The organism is Pyrobaculum islandicum DSM 4184 (assembly GCF_000015205.1).
Lineage (GTDB): Archaea > Thermoproteota > Thermoprotei > Thermoproteales > Thermoproteaceae > Pyrobaculum > Pyrobaculum islandicum.
Genome location: NC_008701.1, coordinates 125,832 through 150,225 on the forward strand (window position 1 = coordinate 125,832; position 24,394 = coordinate 150,225).

A 24,394-nucleotide genomic window follows, 5' to 3' on the forward strand; every position below is an offset into this window, starting at 1 on the left:
CCATATCTTATTATGGAAGACAGACAGTATAGAAGAGGGGAGCGGACGGAAGAAGCGTAGCCGGAGACGCAAGAAGAACAGTGCAGAGAGGAAAGACGTGAAGAAGGTGTATGTTGTAACACACACCGTCGCCGTCCCCAGCCCGCGGCTGAGTTGGAGGAAGTTCAATACGCTGAAGGAGCTTGTGGAGAAGTATAGGGAGCTGGTCGTCCACCTCGTCGACTACGGCTTTAAACACGGCGTGACGGGACAGATCTCGCTCCGCAAGGCCCTGTATGAAGAACTGCGCAGAAGGCACCCCGACCTCCCATCCCACTACGTCTACACGGCGGCGCAGGACGCGGCCGCCCGCGTAAAGAGCTTTATGGCGCTGAAGCGGGAGGGAAAGGCGAAGACGGAAAAGCCAGAGATACGAAGGATCAGCATTTGGCTTGACGACCACCTCTGGATCCGCGAGGGCTTCACGGCGGTAAGGGTGTCGACGCACAGGGGGTGGGTCACGATTCCGCTTTGGCCCACCAGGCAGTTCTGGCGCCACATCAACGAGGGGTGGAGACTGAAGACACAGCCGAGGCTAAAGCTGGACGAGAAGAGGCGCATCGCCTACGTCTACTTCGTCTTTGAGAAGGTTGTGGAGGAGAAGCCGGCGAAGGGCGTTGTCTCCGTCGACCTAAACGAGAACAACGTGGCTGTGAAGGCCGGCGGCAGGGTGTACATCCTTGAGACTGGGATCAGGGACATAACGCTCGGCTACAACAGCAGGAGAGAGGTCATGCAGTCTCTGAAAGGAAATAGGTACGTGAGCCGGGCGCTGAAGAAAAACGAACTGAACAAAAAGAACGACATCCGCAGAAAGGTAGCCAATTTCGTAGTCAGAGAGGCGGAGAGATTAGGCGCCGCAATAGCCGTCGAAAATCTGCCAAGGGAAGTGCCAAAAAACATGATCAAAAATGTAGATGATCCAAAGCTCAGAGATAGAATCTACAAAGCTGGATTTAGAAGTATGTTAAGAGAAATTATACAAAAGGCAAGGGAACACGGCATCCCGGTGATAAAGGTCGACCCGAGGGGTACCTCCTCCACCTGCCCGCGGTGTGGGGGGAGGTTGGTGAGGGGCCCTGCCCCGAGGCTCCTCCTCTGCCCCCACTGCGGGTGGGAAGGGGGGAGGGACGTCGCCGCCGTCATAAACATCGAAAGGAGGGCACTCGAGGAGGGCCGCGTGCCGCCCGGCCCCATGCCCAATGACCCCACGCCCGAGGTATCTTGGATACCCATGACGGCGTGGGCGAGGAGAAAGTCCCTAGGCGCAATAGCCTAGGGACAGCGCGGTATTTGCCACAGCTACCCCCCACTCCTTATATGATGGGACTAGGCCTATGAGAGCTGTGGCTAGACCTGCCGTTAGTAAAGTCCAAAAGATGGCCGTTCTTCTGCCAAAACGATCGCCGACCCACCCAAAAAACAAAGCACCCAGAGGGCGTGCGAAAAATCCAAGCGCAAACGTTAGAAATACATTAGCAAGTTGCACTATAGGGTCTTTAGAGGGGAAGAAAGCAGCGCCTACATATGTCGCAGCTACGGCGAAAAGAAAGGCGTCATACCATTCTAACACTGTTCCTGAGGCTACGCCTATTATGAGACCGGGTCCGATACTTCTACTTGCCATGACATGAGATTTTACTTATTTTTAAGTACTACCACTATATAGATACCATAGTCACTATAGTGGGCATTTAATTTATCTATAGGTAATACTTATTGTACTGCAAAAAGATTTCAAAAATCTATCAATACGATATCTAGAATAGCTTTGGAATAGTGGTTTTGCTTTACTAGTGTGTTTATGATGCTTTTCCAGCGGCGCAAAATACAAAATATGGTCTCTTACTTTGTGCCTACGTTAGGGGTCAACTATTGGTAAAGTTGCTGACTGTTATGGCCGGCATGATTTTATTTATATGGGGGGTTTAGCCTAGGCGTGGAGAGAGCTGTAAAAAGCGCCGCTTGGATTACGGCGGCTACAGTCGTTACGACAGTGTCTGGTCTTGTGTTTTGGAGCTTGGCGGCTAGGCTGGGCGGGAGGGCGGGCTTGGGGGCGGCGGCGTATGAGGTGGCGGCGGCTAATGTGGCTTCTGCGCTTTTAAATATCGGGCTTCAGAGTTACACGCTTAGGTTTGTGTCTGATAGAGGCGGGTCGGCGCTGGCCACTGCCTACACGGCAGCTGCTCTCCTCTCGCTGGCGGGAGGCGCAGCGCTGGCGGCGCTGGGCTTTGACTGGGCTCCTCTCCTTCTTGCATCTTCTCTTTTCTTCGCCGCATCTGCGGGAGCTCTCATAGCTTCTGGATTTTCCGCCGGCTATTTCTATTCGGCATTGACAGGGGCTGTGTTAAAACTAGCCCTGCCCTTTTTCGCCGCCCCGCTTTTTGCTTTTACAGTAGCTTCGATAGCTTCTGCGGCAGTCGCAGGAGTTTATGCAGCAAGGCGAGTTGGCTTATCTAAGCCGGGGGGCTGGGGGGACTTTCTCGCGGCCGGCCTTAGTAACTACGCTGTGAATTTCTCAGTGAGTTTCGCCGTGTCACTTGGCGTTGTTATAGCTGGGGCGTTGGGGAACACAGGACAGGCCGGCGTTTTGTATCTCCTTGCCATGGCTGTCCTCGCCGCTTCTTCAGTCGCCGGCGCTCTGGCCCAAGCTAGCGTTCCTGTGATGGTGGAGGGCGGCACGTCGCTGGCCGAGAGGGGGGTTCGCATCGCCGTTGGTATTAACGTTCCGCTGGCTATTGCGGCGGCCGGTGCGTCGTATGTGTTGATGTCTCTACTGGGGAGGGAGTATGTGGAGGATGCGCCTTCGCTTGCAGCTGCAATGCCGGCGGTGGTAGAATTGTCTGCTATTTCTATGGCGTCAGCTATATACAATGTAGAGAAGAGGTGGCTTGACTTAGCTATACTTGGCGTTGTCGGTTCGGCTTCTGTAGCTGTGTCCTCCGCCCTTCTGCCCCCGGGCGTTGCCCTAGCCGTAGGGTTTATACCGCCGTTTTTAATCTCGCTTAGGGCTGTGCCGCAGGCACCGCTATTGATAGGCCTTGGCCTCACAGTTGTTTTTACGCCTGTCGCCTATATATCTGGCGTATTAGGCGGTCTTTTGGCGGCAGCGGGGGCGGCATCTGTATTACACGTCCTGGGGGTGTTTAATGTCAAAGATTACATCCGCCTGGCGAAAATCGTACTGTCTAGAAGTCCGTGATATTTTTTGCCCTTCTGGGCGGTCTCGCGGCTGGGGGGAGGTGGGGGGCGGCCTACGGAGTGCTTGCAACCTATATCCTCTATGTTTTGTACGGCTTGAGCCCCCCTCTGGGGGTCGTCGGAGCGCTTGTTGTTATCGCCGCGGCGCGCGGCCTGCGGCTTGACAAACTTACTCTCTACGCCCTTGCGACGGCTTTTGGCAAATTTCTCCTTCTGCCGCATCTGGCAAGCCGCCCCATCCCGTACTACGAGGCTCTGTGGTACGCGGCGCAAGTTTCGCCAGAGTGGAGGACCTACGCCCCGCTTACCTACCTCCCTCATATGCCGCCGCTTGAACTCGCGCTGGAGGGAACGCTCTTCGTCGTCGGCGCTGCTGCCCTAGCCTCAAGGGCGTTGGCCGAGGTGTGGGGACGTGGGGCTGTCTTCTGGCCTCTCTTGGCGCCTGAGCCGCTAGTGTTTGGACATTTTGCCATGGCGATGCCGCTGGCGTGGATTGCGGCATATTTCGCGCGACTGAGACGCTGGGAGTGGGCGCTTGTCTCTGTGGCGTTTGCCGCCGGCTTTCACATCTACGGCGGGGCGGTGGCTCTGCTCTTCGTGGCGTTGTATGGCACGCCTTGGGTGCTCCTACTGGCGCCTTTGGCATTGCTGACCCCCCAGTCTTGGGTTCTCATCTCGCTCCTCTGGCGCATACCGGGGACAGACCTCCTCTCGGTTCTGGAAAAGGTGGCTTTTAGGGCGGAGTGGTTTTGGTACATAAAACTGGCGGTGGAGCTCGCCGTTGTTCTGGCGGCCGCAGTCTCCGCGGGGAGAGCAGGTGTCGTGGCTTTAGTAGGGATTTTGGGGGCTCTACTCACTGCGAGAGCGCCTCAAGAATACGCCGGGTTTGTATATAGGCACTTCGCCGTAGTACTCCCCTTCTCCAGGCCGAGGCCTCTGTGGGCTTTCGCACTCCTCGCCTTCGTGCCGTATCTTATGCAGGTATATTTCTTTGGCCTAGACTGGGGCTGGGCTGTGAGGTATGCCCAGTCTTTTGCTTGTGGCTGTCCAGTGGAGGGCCCTGTGGAGTCTGCATATAGGCTTATATACTTAAAAGACTAAGTTTTCGGCCTCTTGTGTGTATAACTGTTGTACTTCCAGTTTTAAACGAAGCTGAAGCGCTCCCAAAGGTAGTGGAGGAGCTTAGGGCGGCTGGCTTTAACAATATCTTAGTGGTAGACGGAGGCTCCACAGACGGTAGCGTCGAGGTGGCGAAGAGACTCGGCGTTAGAGTCATCAGCCAGATGGGGAGGGGTAAGGGGATGGCGGTGAGGACGGCCCTTATGTACGTCGACACTCCCTATGTCGCTTTTCTAGACGCCGACTATACCTACCCGGCGGAGGACCTCAAAAAGCTGTTGCCCCTCCTCCGCCATTACGACGTCGTCCTCGGCGCGAGACGTGGAGAGATGCCCCTGATATATAGGCTGGGAAACAAGGCCTTGGGCTGGCTATTCCGGCTTCTCTTCGGCGTAGACATAAGAGATCCTCTCACCGGCATGTACGCCGCCAGGACAGAGGTACTTAGAGATGCCGCTCTTGAGGCCAGAGGCTTCGATCTAGAGGTGGACCTCTTGGCGAAGGCGCTTGCAAATGGCGCCAGAGTGGCCGAAGTGGAGATTGGGTACAGGAGGAGGGTTGGTAAGAAGAAGCTCAAGCCTTGGCACGGGCTTTCCATCGCGCTAAAATCCCTCTCGCTTGCCTACCGACTAAACCCCACCCTGTCCCTCTCCCTCCTCGGCTCGTTTCTTCTCGTACCTGGAGTTGCCCTGGGGTCGTGGGTGGCATATAGGTTCTTCTACCAGGGAGTTCCCCACTACATGTTGGGTCTCTTCTCTCTAATCCTCATAATGCTTGGCGCTCTGTCTATTGCATTGCTCCCCCTAGCCACAGCCGTGTTGAGACTTCAAGCCGCCGTGAGGAGGAGAGATCTGCGCCTCCCCACGGACTGTCTCCCGCCCTTGCCCGAGCCTACGCCGCTGGCGACGCCGGCCTTAGCTAAGTCGGAGGGGGGCGAGACAGAGACGCCGCTTCTCCACGTGGGCAGGGGGCTTGTTCTATCCTTCATGGCGCTTTTGGCAACAGCAGCCTATTACCTCGGGGTTGGAGACACCACGACTGCAAATAAGCTGGCTGAGTGGGCCTACTACGCCCTGGCGGGCGCCGTCGTTGCTCTGCTTATAGACGCCGCGGTGGTCAGCCGCCGTGAACAGCGAGAAAGTCAGACATTGGGAAGTCATGGATAACGCGCTGGGGCGAGCCGGATATGTCAAGGGGGCGGCCGTCTATCTGAAGAACTCCAGACACCTCTCTCGGCGATCCGTCGGGGGCGAGACAAAGCTTCCCCTCGAAGGCGAGGGTTCTACTGGCGAGCTGTGTAGGCCTGAGGACGACTCTGTAGCACCCCCCGCCGAGATCCTCTATGTTAAGTCTCCCCTCAGCTTTAAGCTTGAGGTAGAGCGATATGGCGTTGATCTCTTGTGAAGTGCAACGGCCCCCCGGGTCGCATACGACTACTCGCCAGAGGTTTACTGCGAATTTGTAGCCATGGACTACGCCATAGGCGTGGCTCCCATCTGCTGCCACAAAGCCCCAGGGGAAGTAGGCAGTATAGATGCCGGCCCTCAGCCGCTCCAGTAGGTCTATGGGAGGGGCTAGGACCACAATCAGGGCGGTCGCAGTGAAGGCGACTGCCGTGACGGCGGTGATTAAGTGGCCTCGCATTGGCTATATAATGCTTCTCCTATATATTCCTTACTTATATTTCTACCTCCAACAGCTATGGCTTAACGCGTCGTGGCTCCCCCGGGGGGACGACTACCCTATACACGTCTACTTCGCCCTTCTGCTTAGGAGTGAGCTCGTCTCCCTCTTCACAAGCCCCGGGGAGTACCCCGGCATTCCCCACCTCCTGGGCCTCCTCTGGGGGGACCCCCTGGCGCTGGGGAGGGCCTTCGCCGTGTACGCCGCTGCACTAGCCGTCTTGGGGGTGGCGCTGTATGGACTCTACTTTAGAGCTGTTGGAATTCCGGCGCCTTTCCTCGCCTCGTTCTACCTCGTGACGGCGTCTGTGAGAACTCTAGCAGGGCTTATCGACGGCCAGATAGCAGATAAGACAGTCCTCCTGGTGTTCGTCCCACTGTCGCTCTACCTCTACGCCAGGGGGCGGCCGGCCGCCGCCGTCGCCGCCCTAGCGCCGTCTATATTCACAAATTATCTCGGCGTTGCTTACGGCGGGCTTCTCTTGGTGATGTACGCCATTTACGGCGGGAGGAGGGCCCGGCTGGCGCTCATGATCTACATAGCCCTTGTGGCAGTGTTCCTCTGGCATAAGGCCCTCTCCGTCCTAGAACTGGCGGGGCAGGCGGCCTCTGTGCCGCCGATGCCCTGGGACCCCGCGTGGGGTTTGGTCTACGCCTTCTACGGCCCCTCTCCCGCCATCCTAATACCGCTTGCCATCCTGGGGCTTAGGAAGAGGGCTGTGGCTCCCTTAGCCATCGCCTCCCTCCTGTTGCTCGTCATAGGGGCGGCGAGCTCCGCCTACGGAGAGAGACTATACAGAATAGCGGCGCTTCTATTACCGGCTTCGGCGGTTGCTTCTGGGTGGGCGGGCCTCGCTGTAGCGGCGTATTCCGCCCTCCCGGCCGCGGGGGGCTGGGCGTGGGCTCTCGGCGCTGTGCCGGGGCTCTATCAGCTTGTGGATAGGATCACGCCGAGTCAGCTCGACGCCTATCACGCCGTGCTAGAGACGCTCCCGAGCAACTCGACCGTTGAGGTGCAGTGGAGCCTAGACCCATGGCTCCTCCCCTTGGCCTACGCATACAGACCAGACATCAAGGTGTACTTGACGGCTTGCCGGTGGACGCAAGCCGATTTCTACGTCTATACGCCTCCCGACCCCCGCCAGTGGTACATGCCGTGTATACGCGAGGTGGGCCCGCCGCCAGGCGTGAAGATAGCCAGTTGGGGCAACACCACCCTCTACAAGAGGTGAAAGTCGCCATATTCTCCGAGTCTCTCTGGCCGTTGGGGGAGGGCGGCGCGGAGCTCGCTACGTACCTCTACGCGAGGTTGCTCACCAAGTTGGGCGTCAAGATTAGGGTCTACGTGAGACGGGGAGGCGCGAGGTGGGAGGGGCTTGAGGTGGTGGAGTTGGGGGGCGCCGGGACAAGGAAGTTCCACGCCCCACCGCTGGGGGCGAGAAGGGCATTGGAGTGGTGTGACGTGGCCTACTTCGCCTCGGCCTACTGGGAGCTGGTGCCTCTGGCAAAAAGGATGGGAAAGAGGACAGTTGTCCATATACATAGCTACGATCCAGCATGTCCCGTGGGGACGCTTTTCAACACGCCGGCCGGCTCCGTCTGCCGCCCGGAGATGAGAAGGTGCTGGGGCTGTATATACCTCCAGGAGAGATCGTTAGGACGCCCCTTCTGGAGGGCTGTGGCCTCGCAGGTTTTAAACGGTTTGTCCAGCCCATTGTTCACAAAGGCTGTGAGGTCAACAGACGCGTTGGTGTTTGTATCTGAGGCGCAACGTAGACTCTTCGCCGAGCACTTCGGCGACATGCCTAAGAGCCACGTGGTGTACAACCCGGCGCCTCCTCTACCGCACCTCCCGCCCGGCGGGAGGGCAGTGGGCTACTTCGGGGGGCTAAGCCCTTGGAAGGGGGTCTATGTGCTGTTACGCGCATGGGCGCGCCTTGGCGGTAGGGCAAGACTGTATATGACGCGGGCCTCCGCCTTGAGGAACCGTCCTCCTGGCGTAGTGGTGCTCGGCGACCTAACGCCGGGGGAGCTGGAAGAGGTGCATAAGGCGGTGTCTGTGGTGGCCGTCCCCTCCCTCTGGTGGGAGCCCTTTGGCTATGCCGCTCTTGAGGGCTTGGTGAGGGGACGCATAGTCGTGGCTTCAGACGTCGGAGGTCTTCCCGAGGTGGTGGGGGGCGCCCCTGGGGCTAGGCTCGTCCCGCCGGGCGACGTAGAGGCACTGGCGGAGGCTTTGGAGTGGGCTTTAGGAGTAGACGTGGCGGAGCTGGGGGTTAGAAATAGGGAATACGCCCTTAGGAAGTTTGACGGGGTTAGGCTTGCTGAACGGCTTCTAAAGGTTTTGGAGGGCTAGCGTATATATATGGGATTGATAACATCTCGGCCAGCTCTTTAGTTGCGGCGGCTACGTCCTCGGGGGCTAGGTCTCTGACGTCGTATTTGCCGAGGGCAGAGACGGCCATCTGTATTTCTAACTTTAGCGACTCTATGTACTTCGACACGCCCTCCTCTCCCTTTGTCAACGCCGCTATTAAGAAGGGTCTTGCCATGTAGACCGCCGTTGCGCCGAGGGCAACCGCCTTGACCACGTGTCCGCCGTTGTAGAGCCGGCCGGCGATGAGGAGGGAGGTCTTCACCCCCGCCTCTCTAGCCGCTTTTATGTACTTCAGCCCGACCACCGTGGGGTAGCCCAGGTCCTTTAGGGCGACGGTGGGGGCCATCCCCGTGCCGCCCTCCTTCCCGTCTATAACCACGGCGTCTGCCCCCTCTCTGCTCGCCACCTCTATCACCTCGGCGGCGTCTCTAAAGGGCCCTAGCTTGATCCAGATCTTTGCCTTTGGATACGCCGTCTTCATAAACCTTATGGCGCCCGTCAGTATCTCCCTTGTGAATGTGCCCGGGACGGAGTAGCGCGTGGCGTACTTCCCACCGTCGTAATCTATTAGATATTTCCGCCTCAGCTTCTCAGCCTGCTCCTTGGGGATCTTGATGACGCCGCCGAGGCCGGGCTTGGCCCCCTGCCCCACCTTTATCTCGAAGCCGATCCTACCCTCCTCCACGTACTGCTCCAGATCCTTATCGCTGTAGACTCTGTTCCACAGCTCGTCGTAGGCGTCCTCCACGCTCTCTTGGATAAACACCCCGCCGTGTTTTCCCATGTTGGTCAAATAGGCTAGGAGCCGCTCCTTGAAAGAGGGGTGGCCCCGCGTGATCCTCCTAGAGTACCCCCTCACCGTGGCCACGTTTTCCCCGATGCCGAGGGGGATGCCCGCCTTGGCGGCCGCCTTCGCTATAGCGATGGCGGTTTTACTGGCCACATCTGTAGAGCCCATGGACCCCACCACCACGGGCATCGACGCTGGGAAGCCCCCCACCAAAGTCTCGGTGTTGACGTCGGCGAAGGTGGGCTCCCGGAGCAACTCGGCGGCTTTCTTCAGCCTGAGGGGGGTGAAGGCGGGAGGCATCAGCAAGATGTCGTCGAGAGTGTAGAAGCGGGGGCATCCCCGCCTGTGTACCCCAGCGCCGAGTACAGCGCTTCCATATGAGGCGAGGAGTCCAAAGGGGTATACGGCCTCTTTGCCTCTGAGCGCCCGGTAGGCTATCTCGTCCACTGGGTAGTCTTTGAAAAACTCTCTGAAGCCCCTTATCCCAAAGTAGAGTCCCCTAAGCCTAAGGATGAGTTTGGCAAGTAGAAGCATATGCGGCGGCGCGGCCACTATTTTTCTATAATACGTGCACAAAATACAGACAGGCCGGGGACATAGAGGTATTTGTTATCTAGATACGCCGGGCGTGGCGGGACATTGTCTTGAAAAGCCGGTCTTTAGGCTAGAATTTTACCACTACTGTTTTCCCGTTTTCTAGAGGCTTCCAGCCTTCGCGTTGGCCTAGGGGCTCCGAGGCGATTATGCCGTCTTTCTCCACAGGCACAAAGTGGGGGTGTTCGCTCCCTCTGTAGGTATAGAAGATGGCTAAGCCTGCGAGGTCTACAAAGACAAAGTTCAGGACGGGCTCCTGGGGGTCTAGGTAGGGCTTTGCTAACTTTGCGGCTTTCCTCACTGCGGTCTCGTCTCCGCCCAACGCTATTATTGCCTTGAGTAAAAGCTCGCTGTCTGTGGAGCCGTCTAGCTCTCCCACTTCAACTCCTTCTTCTCTAAGGGCGGCTTTGTACCGCTCTCTGTCTATAGTGCCATTGTGAGCTATGGCGTATCTCCCCCTCACGATGGGGTGGGTGTTCTCTAACGTCGGCTCACCTACCGATGCCAACCTGCTGTGTAGTATATACAGTATATATCCGTCTGGGGGCTCTACATAGTCTTCCCATATCGGCCTAATGGATTTATATAGTCCGTAGGACCCTGGGCGTGTCCAGAGCGCGCCCCAGCCCGACCCGTGGCTCCAGCCCATGGTTCGGTCTCTCCTGGAGACTTGGACAAAATCGAGGAGGATGTCTCTGGGGGGTTTTCCAAGGGAAAAAAGAATTCTACACATTAAACAGTGGTTAGATACTGCTCGTACTCCCAAGGCGTGATGGTGTTCCAAGTCTTCTCCCACTGGTATTGTTGGACGTAGCTCTGCCACTCTGCTTGCTTCACACCGAGGTAGGCCTTTACGATCTCGCTTGGTAGTTCTCTCGCAATTTTGCCCTCCTCCATGTATTTCAGCGCGGCGCCGAGGTTAGGCGGCGTCTCTCTGACGCCCTGTAGGTCATAAGCCACCTCTTGGACGGGGGGCGGCGGCTCTATCTTGTTCTCTAGGCCTTCTAGTCCTGCCAACACCATGGCGGCGAAGGCTAGATATGGGTTCATGGAGGGGTCTGGGTGTCTGTACTCAATCCTGTTTATCTTCCCGCCGTAGTACGGCACGCGCACCATGGCTGAACGGTTGCCGAGGCCCCACACGACGCGGGTAGGCGCCTCGTGGTGTGGCACTAGGCGTTTGTAAGAATTAACGGTTGGCGCCACGATCGCGGATATAGATATGGCGTTGTTTAATATCCCGCCGACGACCCACTTAAGCTCCTGGGTTGGCTCTTTCACCGAGGCCATTAGGTTCTTCCCGTCTTTCCACACAGATATGTGGGTGTGGGCGCCGCTTCCGTTCATGCCCCAGAAGGGCTTTGGCATAAAGGTGGCGATGTAGCCATATTTGGCGGCTATGGCTTTTGCCATAATTTTAAACACCAGTATTGAGTCTGCTACTTTTAACGGGTTGCCGTATGGGATATTTACCTCGAACTGGGAGGGCGCAACTTCGTGGTGGGTCTTAGTCTCGCCGAGCCCCGCCGCGGCGAAGTTCTCCATAATCTCCTCTACTACCTTTCTAGTTGCTCCCGGCGGTACGTCGAAGTAGCCAGCTCTCTCCGGTAACTCCGGCGGGTTGCCCCGCACGATGAAGTACTCTATCTCTACGCCGATTTTAAACTGATAGCCGCGTTTCTCTGCCCTCTCGAGGGCCTGCTTAAGCACGTTACGTGGATCTAATGGAGATGGCGCATTGCCGTCTAGAGTGTTGGTGAAGACATAGGCGGCCTTCCCGCCGTTCCAACTCTCCACATATACGGCAGATGGGTCAACCACGGCAACAAAGTCGCTTCTGTTCACAGTGCTGTAGGCGGGGATAGAGGAGCCGTCGTAGGGAACGCCGTCGATAAACGCATCTCTAGCCATGTCGATTGGCATTATATCGACACGCGGTCTGCCGTAGATGTCTACAATTACAAAGTAGATGTATTTAACGCCTGCGCCTTTTAACACCCTCCATATGTCTAATCCCTCTACCTGCATAAACCGCGGAGATGTGGGGAATATATGTTTTTCGGATAGGCTATTTACATACGTCGGCGGAATATTTAGAATACAAAACCAAAAAACCAGGGGGATCAAAGTATGCCATACCATAAGCCCCTGTTGTACGTTGTAAAAATTCTAAGATTTTGCTAGACGATTTTAAGCTCAATAACGCGGTTATCTATCACAACGGCGCTTTTCTTAAGCTGAAATTTATACATGACGTGCGGTTTTGTAATCACAATGTAGGAATGTATCAAAACGTCGTCAGGCGGCACTTCGTTTGTCACTAATATAACACGTAGGCCAAATTTTGCGCTTTCAAAAACAAGATGGCGTACCACCTCCCCCCTCTTGAGGACGTTTTGAGCCTCGTCAACTATCAACAGTTTCCTCGGGCGATGCGACACGCCCTCTCTCTGCATTCTATCATAGAGCAGGGCGAGGACAAAAAGAGAAATCATCACTTTCTCTTCGTAGAGCCGGAGCTTAGAGAGGTCAATGACAACAGTTCTCTTTAGCTTAAGTAGGAGATCCAGGGGGATCTTCCCCCTTTCGAGAACTTCTACGATATACTCCAGTCTCCTGGCGATGGCGGCGCGCATCTCTACCTCCGCCCTAGACGTGACGAGAAAACTCTCTAACGCCTCAAGTACGTCGCCGATTTTTCTAATCTCGGCGTTTCTAATAGCTCTATAGAGAAAGTAGATAGAGGGTTCGTTAAGATTTAGAGAGAGGCCAATTATCTCTGTGAGAAGTTTCTTATCAAAATTTCTAAAGTCGTATTTTAGAAGTCTAGCATCTACCCTAAGCCCTACGTCATACTCCCCAACCCAGTCGAGAATAAGCGCGGGGAGGCCAGACCTCTTTACAATCTTCTTCGCCAAGCGGCTCTTGCCGCTACGTGTCGGGCCTAGAATAACCACATGTCTGTCAAGAGGTAGAAAAACGGGAAACCCCCACCTCAGCCCTACAAAAACCCCGTCTTGCGACAGGAGGAGAAATATAAAAAACGCAATAGCTACAACCTCCCACACATATACCTTTAAAGATTATAAACAAATTACGACCGCGCCGTCTGTCCCTAGGCGCAACAGCCTAGGGACTTTCTCCTCGTCGTCATCGGCACCCACGGTACCTCAGGCGTGGTGCCGAGCGGCACGCGGCCCTCCGCGAATGCCCTCTTCTCGATGTTTACCACCGCGGCGATCCCCTCCCGCCTTAGGGTTTCAATCAGTTCCATGAACTACTCCACCGTGAGGTATTGTTCTGTTTGGCCCATAGATATGTACGGCACGGGGAGAAAAGTCTGCACCTCGGCGGCTTATACACAAAGCCCAGACCGCGGCGCCGAAGCGTAAGACAATACGCCACACCGCCGGCCGAAGACGCCGATAACTATGGGCAGAGGTATCAAGAGCTAATAGAGAAGACAAACCCGCCCCGGCGACTACCTCACTTTTAACCCCCTAACTACTCCTCATACATGAACGACGTCTGGCCCCCGGGGCAGCAGACGGGGGTGCGAAGACAGATACAAAATAAACAACTAGCGGCCGGCCCCATATGACCCGCCCCCCGCCCCGGTGCACCCGAGGCGGGCCCTTAAGTCCCCCAGGGAGGGGCCAAGAAAAAGATAGGGGGACGTTAAGGATGTTTTCTCTTGACAAGCGGCGAGACTTCCCGACGTCTTGTGGCGTTGTAGTGCCGCTGGGAACCGGCGGCGTATAAGCAGCGCAGTCGGATACTTTAGTAACTTAATCCTAATCTGAAGGGCGAGGTTTCAAGCCCGAATAATCGGGTCGGATTATGATATACAAGCGCATTCTAATCTAGGGACTTCACTTCTGTTGCTACACGCCGTTTGAGCTTGGGGCGGTTTTCTTCTTCGCGTTTATTGGGAAAGCTTCCGCGCTTTTATACACACGAAAGGCTTAAATACGCATGGCACATCTGCGGTGGTGGTGCTAACAAGCGGGTACTCTGCCTTCTAGATATTTGACAAGCTTTTCTACAAGTCCCCCGTCGTATACCACACGAGCTATTTTACCGTTTTTTAACTCGAGGCGTTTTATAAACGCCGGGGAGAGGCCGCCGTGGGCTAGGAAATTTCTCGCAGTTCTCTGGTCGACTCCTCTCTCTGCCAGCCGCCTCCTCTCTTCTTCAACTTCTTTTTTCGCCTCGGCTAGGCTTTCGCTTAACACATCTACATAGCTTTTATCTTCAAGATGTTTCAAAACCTCCTCTTTGTGTCTCCAGACGGCGAGCCACAGCTCTGGCCAAACTACTGCATCTAGGCCGTACATCGTGGCTACTACCTTCTGGAGGAGGGCGACTTCTTGTGTCGCAGTTTTTAAAACTTCAGAGATGTATATCGCGCCGCGTCTTTCATATTCTCTAGCCACTGCGGCGAGATAATCCACAAGCGATGCGGCCGCCTCGCCGCTGAATATATGGCCTAGCTCTTTCCACACTTGATACATCACCACGTCTACAACAACCTCCGCCCGCTGGTGTTCATATCTAACCACGTGGTTTTCTAAAACTGGCCTAGACTCCATAAGTCTCGGAGGTTGTTCAGGCAGGCCGAAGGTGGGCTCCCACCCGTCGTATATAGCGCCGGGGAAGCCCAAGGCCGCCGCGCCATTAGACATAAGCCATATCATCCTACCAAAACGTGTACACCTCGCCTTGCCCACCGCCGTTAAATTACGGAGGGCCGACACCTCTCTAACTCTTTGTAATACCGTCTGCAGCCCAGACACGTCTAGTATTTTTAACTCTGGCGTCGTCTCCACCCGCGGGGGGCGTACAGATGAGATACAAGTCTTCTCCTCTACGTCAGCTGGATACGGCTCAGAGTTGACTAAGACAAGTCTATTCTCCATCCCCCGGCCAATTGCGGCTGCGACAACGGCGTAAAGCGCCGAGACTATGACAAAATTTAGGCCGTGGGTTAGGTCTAGAAAGATAAACGAAGCGCCCTCGGCCCCCTCCCACACTGCTTTAAACACGTCTACAAATATGGCCTCGGGAGTCCCCTCAAATTTCCAGCCGTAGTACAGCCCCATCCCAGGGACAGATATAACTCTCGCCTTAACTCCCAGCTCCTCTGCCCACTTCATATACTGCTCCACGGCGCGTCTCCTCAAATCGCCGCCCTCCCTTGGGTTAACTACAGAGTCGGAGCCGACTACTAAAAGGTCGACGTCTAAACCAGTTAGGTATTTAAGTAGAGACCCGGCGGAGGTACAGCCGACAAATCTAGCAGACCTCCCCCCAAATGCCCTCCCACCCAATTCCTCAGCTACATACCTCGCCCTCTTCCACGCAGGCGGGTACCCCCACACACTTACTACAAAAACCCTCACATCTAGAGAAACACAGTCATTAAAAACAATGCCCTCCCGCCAGATGTCGTTTCCAGGCTGGTTGAGGCCGTTTTCGCAACCTAGAGAAGTTTGTCTTCCCTTGGGTTATTTCGCGACAGAAGGTGAGAAGATGTTGGATATCCACATCTGTCGAGACGCCTGCCTAAGACATCTTAGACATCTCACGACGGCGCCCGGGAGCAAACGGATATCGCCACATCATCTACACGTTTCTCAAACGTCCCTCTATCTTTCTCTTGGCCCCTCACCTGGGGGACTTGGGGGCCCGTCTCGGGTGTGCCGGGGCGAGGGGGCGGGTCACCCGGGGGACGTGGCGCCAAGTCGTTAACTTTCCCCATCTTCGCGCCCCCGTCAACCGCCCCGGGGGGCCAGGCGCCGTTAATGAAATAGAGAGAGTTACGAGGTTAAAAACACGACTGTCGCCGGAGTGGGGAAAGTTTGTTGTTTTGTCTTCTGGAGGAGTTCCCAATACCTCTTCTCTGTCTAAATCACGGACACATTGTCTCTATGCGCTCTGAAGCCGCAAGAGGGGCAACGCATGAAGCGGCCTTTCTCCTCTGCCATCTTAGCCCCGCGACGGGGGCGAACGATCGAATACAGCCGCTCCTCCAAGTACGGAATGCCATACCACTGGGATAACTCCTTCAACCTCTTTCTCAGCTGGCCGAGGCCATCGAGGGGTGTATCAAGGCTTTGACGGAGAGATACAGAATGACCGCGCCGCCTGTCCCTACGCCTAGGGACTTTCTCCTCGCCCACGCCTTCACCGACAGCCCAGCTGTCTCGGGCGCGGGGTCGTGGGGCCCTTCTCTAACGCGGGCCTCATAACACAGCCCTCGTCGGGGTTAATGGGCGGCGAGATGTCTTCTGCCAGGACAATCTTCAAGTTGACCTGCCCCGTTCTTATAACACACGTCTCTATTTATTATTCTTCACCACTCTGCCATGAAGATATAGACCGCCGGGCATCCCGCCCCAGAGGGCGAGACTTATTGTGGTTACCAAGGGTCACAGGTTCTGTGCCTGCTGTAAGTTCTGCCAATGCCGATAGAAGATCACATATCTCGGTAGTGTAACGACTTGTATCTCACCTCGGCACCTCTTTTCAACAAGCCCAATACTCAGGATTTTCACGTCTCTTGACGTCCGACCTGCAGACTCTCAACGTCTTTTATTATTACTAACAAGCCATGCGTCAAGTTCGAAACAAGCTTAAAGGTCGTAGCTCCCAGAGCTACTACAGTATTTTTGCCCCACCTTCGTCAACAAACACACGTAGAGTGTAATAATTAATAGTAACGTCCACAGACATGTCTCCCTGAAGGGGGAGGGAATCCGCCGCTGATTTATATATAGCGTGTAAAACGGATTTTAAAGAGGTCTTGCATAAAGATCTTTTGATATATTTTCTTTGCCTCTATATAGCTTAGCCTATATGTAAATTTAGCCAGCGCCGCGTCGGCTAAAATAGCTCTGTCATATCTACCGCGTATGACCAGGGGGCCAACAACTCTAGGCCTTAGTAAGACATATAGCGTAGTTGCCGCCGCAAGTGCCTTCTCTTCTTCTGGCTTCAATCTCGCCTCTTTGAGATGGGCTAAAGTGAGGGCGAGGCCCGGCGGCTTTGGGATATCTACGCTTAATTTTCTCCCCACGGCCTTATGTAGATGAACTACGTTGACTCTACACCCCAACTTCTTGGCTAAGTACTCTGCTATTGTCTCGTGGTACCAGTCGCTGTGGATTAAGACATCTCCACTGGCGTATTTTAAAACTCTGGCGATCTCCCTAGCCCTCAGCTCGCTTCTAAACTTTATCCTCGACGCGTCTAGCCTGGCGTATTTAGCCGTATAGACTACGATGTTTTCAAAATCTTTCCTCAGGAGAGCCGCGTTGTAATTCTTAAAGACATTGCCTAGGGCTGACTCGATATAGGCAATGTACTTCTCAGTTGGGTCGTTCACATCTAGTCTACCCATCAACGCGGCCATCCTAATCTTCATCGCAATCGTGCCGTAGGGATCAGACGGAATTACCTGAACCCCCCTACTCTCTAGTCTCCTCAAGCTATTGTAGAACTCCCTGGTATATATTGGGTCGAAATATTCAATCTCGTAGAAGAGAGAGTCTAGATCTATCTCCCCCCTTAGAAACTTTCCAACCCCCTCTACATTGGGAACCTCGGCTATTACAACGTCGTACTGTTCTGCCAACTCGACGAAATACCCCACGTACTCTGTACGCTGTGGTGTAAAAACAACTGAAATCATAATTAAAATGACTATTGTATATAAATCTATGATCGACTAGCCACATATCCCGTCGCCACATTTCTAGACTTCAGAAGTCTTGCCAAAAAGTCTAAGAAGGCTTTGTAATGAGATATGCGTCTTGTAGTTGCGTTGGCTACTGCGGCTATGGTAGCCACCATTTTAGCCGCTCTTCGGCGAGAAGGACTTTGAGACTAACTACAGTGTACGCCCCTTGTCACTAAAGGAGCTAAGTATTTGTCTACACAGCTTTAAAAATTCACCCCGCCCTAAAGGCAAGGTTTCAACCACGAACAATCGGGCTAGTTTATGATTGCCACCTCTCGCGTTAACTATAGTAATAATCTGAACATAATTAGCGCACAGTTTGAAACTCCCTCCTTCTGTCTCAGCGTCTCGATTAACTTCACAAGCTGATCAACTGTGAGGTATTATTCAGTTTCCATTTTATGTGTTTAACCCATGGACACATGTAATACGTGGGAGGAAAGCTTGTACCTCGGCGTCTGAATAACCGTAGAGACAGAATTCCGCTGTTGTAGACAAAGAGGAGGTACTGGGAGTTGTTGGAAAAAGCAAAACAACCCACTTCCCCCTCTCAGCAACCACCACACTCTTAAGCTCGTAAAACTATCTTACCTACGAGGGACCCGGCGGCTAGGGGACACAGCCAGCCCCCAATGACCCAAGCCCCCTTGCCCGTGGCCGCCCAAAAGGCGTCTCCGCGGGCGGGCCCCAAGCCCTCCGGAGAGGGCCGGGCGCCACAGGGGGCTCTGGTACCCCGCCCTATTCACATAAAGAGTCGGCTATAAATTTTTATATCTGCACATCTCTTTCTAACATGGAGTTTAAGCCGGTGTATTACATGGTGTTGGAGTCTCTGGCACGTGGGGCAAAGTCGGTAGATGAGCTTGCAGATGAGCTCGGCCTAGAGCCCCACGATGTGGAGGCTGTCTTAAATACGCTAATGGTAGCTGGGTTTGTAGAAAAGGGAGAGAGAGGCCTTTTGTTAAAGAGAGTTGTATATAGCCTAACGCCACAGGGGTGGAAGACGCTGGCGGAGTGGAGACAGAGGGCTAAGGCAGAGTTAGAGAAGGCCGCCGAGCTGAGAAAAGCGGGCAGAGAGGAGGAGGCGGAGCAGATCCTCCAGCTCTACGAGCCCGCCATACCCCTCATGTTCGCTGCCGGCATCCTAGACACAGCCCTACTCACAGCCCTCGCGTTGGAAGAGCTTGAGGCGGCAGACGGCTGGGATCAAGACGTGGCTTTTTAAATCTGCTTTTTGAGCAGAACGCAGATAGGTTTACAGCTGAAAGCCCCGTTAGGACGGTGGTCAAAGTCGCGCATATGGAGCTGTCTTTAATTTAGCCTATTGACAAGAGACAGCGGTTTTCGCCGCGTGTCTAAGTAATGGATCCGCCGGCTTGTATACGTCGTCTTCTTTCTCCAACCACCCCTCTTCTACCAGCGTCTTTAGGAGTCTAGACAACTCTGCGTCGTACACGGGGCCTTCTTTGATCTCCAGATATCTCTTTATCTCAGACCACGTGGCCCCTTCGGCCGCCGCCTGCATTATGTAGATGTACCTCCTGCTCTGCCTCAGCTGTACGAATCTGCAGAACTCGCCCCAGGCAAGACGCGCCGCCTTCTCCAGCACCTCAGCGATGAGAGACTCTGTGAGTCTCCCCGCCCTAACTGCCTCAAGGCCTAGATAGGCCAACCAGCCGATGACGCCGTCTAGCTTATCGACGGCTGTCTCCAGCGCCTCCTTGGTGTATCTCACACCTGCCTCCTCTAGGCCTTTTGTGAGAAACTCCTTAGCTCTATCTCTGGGGAGCGGTCTCACTTGGATTGTGTATATATAGCGGCCGTACATCGGCGACGGGGGGTCGTCCGGCCTTAGGAGGCGGTGTATAAGCCCGACCTTGGAGCCGGTGAGGAGGAAGACGACGTTGGACAAGTTGTCGTATGCCCAAGCGAGAACCGGCGTGAAGGAGCCGCCCTTCAACTTATAGAGCTCCTGCGCCTCATCTATGACAAAGACGACGCGGACCCCCTCTGACTCAGCCCACTTGTCTAAGGCCTTCAACAGCTCGGCGGGCGGAGGCCTACGCTTGCCAACGGCAAAGCTTATCTCCAGGCCCGCCACGGAGACGCCGGAGATCCTAGACAGCGCCTCCAAAAGCCTTCTAGACCTCGGGAGAGCGGACTTCAAAACGCCGTAGAAGTCGTCCCAGGTGACATAGGTACGCCACTCGAACTCCCTCACGTCTACATAGACCCTGGGCAAATCCCACGTCGTTGCTTTTGCAAGAGAGGTTTTCCCAACCCGCCTCACCCCCAGAAGTGCGACCACCCTCCTCTCCCTCAGCGCCCTCCTCAGCTCCTCCAACTCGGCCTCTCTATCGAAAAGCTCGTCAGGCCTCTCCACAGGCCCTTCCTTAAACAACATACCTCCCTAGTAACTAGGGAGGTATAAAGTTTTAATAACCGGCCACGCCGGCGGCAGGCGCCAGTAGCCGGCTTTAGAGCTTCCATAAGAAATTCGGCATATTTTTCGGCGTCTTTTGTTTCCTATGGGAAACAAAGTAGATTTAGGAATAGTTAATTTAGCAACTATGTACGTATATGTAGATGGGCTGAAATCTCTGTTGGTTATGGGAGGCGCATGGAAGCAAGCCAAAAGTTTTACAAGACAAACCCACGGCGCCGTGCCCCGTCTCAGAGCCAGCGAAACCCGCCCCCTCCCCTGGCGCTGGCTGAGACTGCGACATATGCGGCGCCCGCCGACGTGTTGACTACGGCGGCTGTCTGGGGGCTTCGTTGAGTTGAATCTACTCTTCGCCAACGCGTCTTGGCCCGCCGCGGTGGCGCTGAGCAGCGCCGCAAGGCGGCGTTGGGAGGCATGGCCATGACCTTCGCAGCCAGAGCCGTCGCTAGCAACTTGCCGACCTCGCCGGCGTCATACGCCGCCGTTGCCACCCCCAAGCCTTGTTCATACCGGCGATACCCACCGCGGCGTTGGCGGCGCTCGCGGTAAAACCGCCATAGAACAAACCCGTTTTTTAACCAATCCAATCACATTCTAAATTCTGCACTCACCAGCTATGAAGCAGTGAAAATGAAGGTAGTAAACCACAAACATGTGACCCGCCTTAAGGGAACCCTCGCCCTTTAGGGCGGAGAGGAGGTCAGATGGTTAAGCTAAACGGCAAAATCTCGCAGCAGAGAGAGTCTTCGTGGTAAACGTTAACACAAGGCCCAAGAAGCCGAGGACAGCCGGATACACTAAAAGCGGCGGCTAAAGGCCAGTCAATGCCTTAGTCTCCGCCCCGTAGGGTAAACATGGGAGGATATATGGGCGGGCCAGCTTGATTGCCTCAACGAGCCAAGCGTCTTGTTGGTTGTATAGTTTTATACAGTAGCCGGCCTCTCCGGGGTCTAGCGGCCAGTTTTTCACACGGCAAAAAATCGGCAGAATCGCGCCAAGTTTTACATTGTCTTCTATCCAGACGCATCTTACCGCAAAGGCGCCTAGTTGTGTAAGTGTTGCTGGAGTCTCCGAGTCCCAGTCTCCGCTCCTCCCCACGGAGATTACGCCCAGCCTCCTAAGATCGTTGTATGCCATCGCCGGCAACACGCCGAATTTTTTCAAAAGAGGTTTTTCAACCTCCTCTAGCTCTCTCTTATGTACAACTCCCCGCGTCTTGGCTAGATATCTCAACAACACGCCATAGACAGCAAATCCGTCGGCGCCGGCCTTATCTAAGACTTGGAGCTTGTCGCCACTGTAGTGTGGCATTAATCTAGTTAAAAATCTGAGTATAAACACATATTCACTATATTAAAAACCGACTGAAGCGCTTGACGTCTCTCGGATTTTTATGAGCTGTAGTATTTTAAAATTCCCTGTACTGCCATTTGGAAGAGGTGGTAATGCGCCTTTAGTTTTTTTAACTCTGGGTAGACGCGGCGGAGGTCTTGATCTCTCTCAGCTAAGATAGACTCTAGCTCTGCAGGCGTGAGTTTTTCTCTGGCGGCTTCTTCCGCAGATCTACTCCATGTCTCTAGTTGAGATAGATGTCTATTTAAGAGGTCGACGGCGTTGTCTAAAAGATCGTGGTGGGTATATGCGACGTATCTAGGCCTTTTTGAAATCAGCTTCTTGACGCTTTCTATATACATGTCGAGTCTAAGCGGCTCCATTGTAGTTGGAATAATGTAGTCAAGCGACTTTACGTATATGCCGGCGGCATCTCCCACCACAAGTATATCCCACGGCTTTATGATAAAAGACTGGTGGTGGCTCGCATGTCCAGGGGTGTGGACAACCTCAACCTCTATGTCGCCTATGTTTACAATCTCACCGTCTTCTGTAATTTTGGCGTTTCTACTAGGCACTTCGAGAGGCCTTCCATACAACTCGCCGAGCCATCCCATGGCCTCTCTCGCAGGCACCCATATTATATCTGGGTTGGGAAGCACCTTAGCGCCTCTAGGGTGTACGTAGAATAAGGCCTCTGGATTTAACTCAGCCAAGGCCCCCGAGCCTCCGTAGTGGTCTATATGTACATGTGTAAGAAATATATGTGAAGGAGGTTTTCCAAGAGTTTTAACAGCAGTTACTAGATCTGCTTTTGAACACGCAGGCCCTCCCTCAAAAACGGCGAGATTTCTCCCGGCGTCTACCACATATACAGACACGAGATTGGAAAACCCCCCGGGCTCTAGATCTATCTTATAAACGCCCTCTAGAACTCTAACTATTTTCATACTAAGACTTTAATAAGCACTTATAACAGTTACCTTCTCTATTCTAGGTTAAAAATATCAAAGCTTGTCAAGAAGCTGGTTGTGTTCGCCTAACACAGGCGCGGACCCCCCGGCTGGAGCTATGGAGCGAATTATCTCGCCTAGGTCTACCCCGTGGCAAACCTCTTGTATAGTTCTAACTGGCGAAAGCGGTATATCGAGTTCAGCCGCTTTTTTCAACAGCTCTATACAGTTAACTTTAGCAAACTCTCTCTGCACCTCTTCTACAGCCTCTCTATCATACATTCTACTTCCCAAATCTTCTCCAATTATTGAGACAAAACGCCGCCAGAACTTTTCCTCCACTGCGCCAAGCGCCACAGATCCGCCGGCGCATTTATACACATTGTAAAACGGGTAGCCCCCAGTAAGGTGTAGATCGCCTATATGTTTCAACTGTGCGAAGTTGAGCAGATTGAGCATATATGCCGTAGTCTCCATAGGCACTTCAAAATATCCAGCTCGGCCAGTCGCCACCGCAACAGCCGCTACAAACGCCGCCGCCAAGCCCGTGGCGACGTCTACACACTGGGGCACCGGCGGCCTATCGCCTAAGTGGCCTGCAACGGCAGCGAAATTTATGTCATGCCCAGGCGCGTCTGAATTTTTATATCCAGAGACTGTGACGTATATAATATTGGGGTTAATCGATTTTAACACGTCATATGAAACTCCGCGGCAGCACGGCGAAAACTTGTCAACACTATATCTGCCTTTTCGATAAGTCTATAAAGACGGGCTCTATCCTCCCCCCTCTTCAAGTCCAATACCACGCTGTATTTACCAGCGTTAAGTATCTGGAAAAGTGGAGGTATGTAGACTCTCAGGGGGTCTCCCCCAGGGGGCTCCACTTTAAAAACCTCAAACCCCCACCCCGCGAGCAGTCTGCCGGCAAGCGGCGCTGGGTATAATACGGCAAGCTCCACTACTCTATACTTCGCCATACGTCAACTAGCTCCTGGGGACATCTAGTAGATTTCAACCTTCCCCCCTCGTTTTCTACACACACAGCTACGATATGGCCTGTAGCAGACAACGCGCCGGTCGTCTCGTTGTAAATCTCAAAGCCGTATTTAACTGCCTTCTCCCTAATCTCCAACGGCTTTAAGACAACCCTCGCCACATCGCCTCTTCTTAACGGCGATTTAAATACGGCATAGGCCTCCACACGCGGCATACGGCTGTGTATTTCCAAAACGCCCCTGGCCCTATAGAACTCCTCCTCGGCATGTTCAACTAGGCTAAAGAACTCTGAAAAATGGACTATTCCAGCCGCGTCAGTTTGAGACCAATAGATGTAAAATCGCACCTCAAAAGGCATAACTAATGTTTACCAGATGTTTTTATCTTTCTACATAGCAAAAACGGGCGTCCTAAAGCTCTGCGCTACCTCTGCCTTTTCAACCTGAGCCGGCGACGTGTTTTACGCTTTAAATCCCCACAATCTTCTCCAAAACATTTATAATGTCTAGGCCGATGTCTTTAATGCCAAAGGTTGTCAAGCGTTCAAGCGCTGAGGAGGAGTATATAGAGGGCAAGGTATATAACTCTTTATTAAAAGCAGGCGCCACAGACGAAGTTACAAAAGAAATTGTTAAAGAACTCGGCGAATGGGTGAAGAAAAGGAGGAAGGTCTTCAGCGACGAAATCAGGAGGTCTGTCCTAACTCGTTTAAGAAAGCTAGAACCCGAAGCCGCCGACGCGTGGGAGTTTTACGACAGAGTTTTCAAAGGCGGAGTCACATTTGACAACGGCAAGGTGGTAGTGGTGGAAAAAGGCCGCCTATACCTAGGTAGAAAGATTAAAGACGTGGGAGGCAAGGGGCTTAGCAACGCAGAAGAGGTGAGAGAAATCTTAGACGAGCTTAGAGAAGATATGGATTATGGGCTATCTCCCAAGGTGATAAACGCGAGGCTTTACGCTCTGTTTATGGGCGTCCTCCATAAGAAAGATATGCCAAAGGAGGAAAAAGAGAAGGCTATAGAGCTCATAAATGAGTTTAGGAAACAACTTGGCTGGAAGCCCTACGAGTTGAAGAAGCCCCTGTAGCATGTTACGCTTAATTACCCTCATCTCCATATCTCTGGAAC

At 54.0% G+C, this 24,394-nt stretch carries 22 protein-coding genes and 2 pseudogenes; 9 read left to right on the forward strand and 15 right to left on the reverse strand.

Annotation, left to right across the window (positions count from 1 at the left end; all coding sequences use genetic code 11):
• Nucleotides 1–97: 97 nt before the first annotated feature.
• A complete protein-coding gene (locus PISL_RS00700) occupies nucleotides 98–1,318 on the forward strand; it encodes an RNA-guided endonuclease InsQ/TnpB family protein (protein ID WP_245218409.1) in 1,221 nt (406 codons plus the stop codon).
• Here the strand turns inward: PISL_RS00700 and PISL_RS00705 are convergent.
• Entirely contained in the window at nucleotides 1,301–1,666 is a 366-nt protein-coding gene (locus tag PISL_RS00705) for an MFS transporter (protein ID WP_011761895.1), read from the reverse strand. The genes PISL_RS00700 and PISL_RS00705 overlap by 18 nt on opposite strands.
• 312 nt (nucleotides 1,667–1,978) lie before the next feature.
• On the opposite strand from PISL_RS00705, the gene PISL_RS00710 reads away from it, so the two are divergent.
• From PISL_RS00710 to PISL_RS00720, 3 genes are read left to right on the forward strand one after another with little or no spacing between them, the layout of a single operon-like run.
• On the forward strand, nucleotides 1,979–3,241 hold the full coding sequence (locus PISL_RS00710) for a hypothetical protein (RefSeq protein WP_011761896.1): 1,263 nt from the start codon (nucleotides 1,979–1,981) through the stop codon (nucleotides 3,239–3,241).
• Nucleotides 3,238–4,341: a hypothetical protein gene (locus PISL_RS00715; RefSeq protein ID WP_011761897.1), complete on the forward strand. Its 1,104-nt coding sequence runs from the start codon at nucleotides 3,238–3,240 to the stop codon at nucleotides 4,339–4,341. The genes PISL_RS00710 and PISL_RS00715 overlap by 4 nt, the downstream gene beginning before the upstream one ends.
• Before the next feature lie 14 nt (nucleotides 4,342–4,355).
• The gene (locus tag PISL_RS00720; RefSeq protein ID WP_011761898.1) at nucleotides 4,356–5,525 is read left to right on the forward strand and encodes a glycosyltransferase family 2 protein; all 1,170 of its coding nucleotides are present in this window, start codon (nucleotides 4,356–4,358) and stop codon (nucleotides 5,523–5,525) included.
• On the opposite strand, the gene PISL_RS00725 is transcribed toward PISL_RS00720, so the two are convergent.
• Nucleotides 5,476–6,003, reverse strand: a complete 528-nt coding sequence (locus tag PISL_RS00725) for a hypothetical protein (RefSeq protein WP_011761899.1) — start codon at nucleotides 6,001–6,003, stop codon at nucleotides 5,476–5,478. The two genes, PISL_RS00720 and PISL_RS00725, sit on opposite strands and share 50 nt — an antisense overlap.
• A gap of 10 nt (nucleotides 6,004–6,013) precedes the next feature.
• On the opposite strand from PISL_RS00725, the gene PISL_RS00730 reads away from it, so the two are divergent.
• Nucleotides 6,014–7,273, forward strand: a complete 1,260-nt coding sequence (locus PISL_RS00730) for a hypothetical protein (protein ID WP_011761900.1) — start codon at nucleotides 6,014–6,016, stop codon at nucleotides 7,271–7,273.
• Nucleotides 7,270–8,394, forward strand: a complete 1,125-nt coding sequence (locus PISL_RS00735) for a glycosyltransferase family 4 protein (protein ID WP_011761901.1) — start codon at nucleotides 7,270–7,272, stop codon at nucleotides 8,392–8,394. Before PISL_RS00730 ends, PISL_RS00735 begins: the two co-directional genes overlap by 4 nt.
• On the opposite strand, the gene PISL_RS00740 is transcribed toward PISL_RS00735, so the two are convergent.
• The 8 genes and pseudogenes from PISL_RS00740 to PISL_RS00765 all read right to left on the reverse strand — a co-directional run bounded on the left by PISL_RS00740 (nucleotide 8,354) and on the right by PISL_RS00765 (nucleotide 17,492).
• Nucleotides 8,354–9,739, reverse strand: coding sequence for a glutamate synthase-related protein (locus PISL_RS00740; protein WP_011761902.1), 1,386 nt, complete (start codon nucleotides 9,737–9,739; stop codon nucleotides 8,354–8,356). The genes PISL_RS00735 and PISL_RS00740 overlap by 41 nt on opposite strands.
• 130 nt (nucleotides 9,740–9,869) lie before the next feature.
• Complete coding sequence (locus tag PISL_RS00745; RefSeq protein WP_011761903.1) at nucleotides 9,870–10,532, reverse strand: class II glutamine amidotransferase; 663 nt, start codon at nucleotides 10,530–10,532, stop codon at nucleotides 9,870–9,872.
• Nucleotides 10,532–11,827, reverse strand: a complete 1,296-nt coding sequence (locus tag PISL_RS00750; protein WP_011761904.1) for a glutamine synthetase family protein — start codon at nucleotides 11,825–11,827, stop codon at nucleotides 10,532–10,534. Before PISL_RS00750 ends, PISL_RS00745 begins: the two co-directional genes overlap by 1 nt.
• A gap of 152 nt (nucleotides 11,828–11,979) precedes the next feature.
• Nucleotides 11,980–12,867 (reverse strand): ATP-binding protein, encoded by an 888-nt coding sequence (locus PISL_RS00755; protein WP_011761905.1) that lies wholly within the window; start codon nucleotides 12,865–12,867, stop codon nucleotides 11,980–11,982.
• 47 nt (nucleotides 12,868–12,914) lie between these two features.
• Complete coding sequence (locus tag PISL_RS10425; RefSeq protein ID WP_167827582.1) at nucleotides 12,915–13,073, reverse strand: hypothetical protein; 159 nt, start codon at nucleotides 13,071–13,073, stop codon at nucleotides 12,915–12,917.
• A gap of 724 nt (nucleotides 13,074–13,797) precedes the next feature.
• Nucleotides 13,798–15,201 carry a CRISPR-associated DxTHG motif protein gene (locus PISL_RS00760; protein ID WP_011761906.1) on the reverse strand — a complete coding sequence of 468 codons (1,404 nt, stop codon included), beginning with the start codon at nucleotides 15,199–15,201 and terminating at the stop codon, nucleotides 13,798–13,800.
• A 417-nt stretch (nucleotides 15,202–15,618) separates the two neighbouring features.
• A pseudogene (locus tag PISL_RS10430) lies at nucleotides 15,619–15,900 on the reverse strand (transposase family protein); the annotation flags it as partial.
• 668 nt (nucleotides 15,901–16,568) lie between these two features.
• Nucleotides 16,569–17,492, reverse strand: a complete 924-nt coding sequence (locus PISL_RS00765) for a hypothetical protein (RefSeq protein WP_011761908.1) — start codon at nucleotides 17,490–17,492, stop codon at nucleotides 16,569–16,571.
• A gap of 841 nt (nucleotides 17,493–18,333) precedes the next feature.
• Here PISL_RS00765 and PISL_RS00770 point away from each other — a divergent pair.
• Entirely contained in the window at nucleotides 18,334–18,765 is a 432-nt protein-coding gene (locus PISL_RS00770) for an ArsR/SmtB family transcription factor (RefSeq protein ID WP_011761909.1), read from the forward strand.
• Nucleotides 18,766–18,861: 96 nt separating this feature from the next.
• On the opposite strand, the gene PISL_RS00775 is transcribed toward PISL_RS00770, so the two are convergent.
• A complete protein-coding gene (locus tag PISL_RS00775; protein ID WP_011761910.1) occupies nucleotides 18,862–19,944 on the reverse strand; it encodes an AAA family ATPase in 1,083 nt (360 codons plus the stop codon).
• A gap of 124 nt (nucleotides 19,945–20,068) precedes the next feature.
• On the opposite strand from PISL_RS00775, the gene PISL_RS10435 reads away from it, so the two are divergent.
• Nucleotides 20,069–20,290: a hypothetical protein gene (locus PISL_RS10435; protein WP_167827583.1), complete on the forward strand. Its 222-nt coding sequence runs from the start codon at nucleotides 20,069–20,071 to the stop codon at nucleotides 20,288–20,290.
• Nucleotides 20,291–20,793: 503 nt separating this feature from the next.
• Here PISL_RS10435 and PISL_RS00780 read toward each other — a convergent pair.
• The 4 genes and pseudogenes from PISL_RS00780 to PISL_RS00795 form a co-directional block, all read right to left on the reverse strand.
• A complete protein-coding gene (locus tag PISL_RS00780; protein ID WP_053240234.1) occupies nucleotides 20,794–21,294 on the reverse strand; it encodes a hypothetical protein in 501 nt (166 codons plus the stop codon).
• Nucleotides 21,295–21,374: 80 nt separating this feature from the next.
• Nucleotides 21,375–22,265 carry an MBL fold metallo-hydrolase gene (locus PISL_RS00785; RefSeq protein WP_011761913.1) on the reverse strand — a complete coding sequence of 297 codons (891 nt, stop codon included), beginning with the start codon at nucleotides 22,263–22,265 and terminating at the stop codon, nucleotides 21,375–21,377.
• A 57-nt stretch (nucleotides 22,266–22,322) separates the two neighbouring features.
• Nucleotides 22,323–23,248, reverse strand: a pseudogene (locus PISL_RS00790) (CoA transferase).
• Nucleotides 23,230–23,625 carry an acyl-CoA thioesterase gene (locus PISL_RS00795; RefSeq protein ID WP_011761914.1) on the reverse strand — a complete coding sequence of 132 codons (396 nt, stop codon included), beginning with the start codon at nucleotides 23,623–23,625 and terminating at the stop codon, nucleotides 23,230–23,232. Before PISL_RS00795 ends, PISL_RS00790 begins: the two are co-directional and overlap by 19 nt.
• A 164-nt stretch (nucleotides 23,626–23,789) precedes the next feature.
• Between PISL_RS00795 and PISL_RS00800 the strand changes: the two genes are divergently transcribed.
• The gene (locus tag PISL_RS00800; RefSeq protein WP_053240235.1) at nucleotides 23,790–24,353 is read left to right on the forward strand and encodes a hypothetical protein; all 564 of its coding nucleotides are present in this window, start codon (nucleotides 23,790–23,792) and stop codon (nucleotides 24,351–24,353) included.
• The last annotated feature ends 41 nt before the right edge of the window (nucleotides 24,354–24,394 follow it).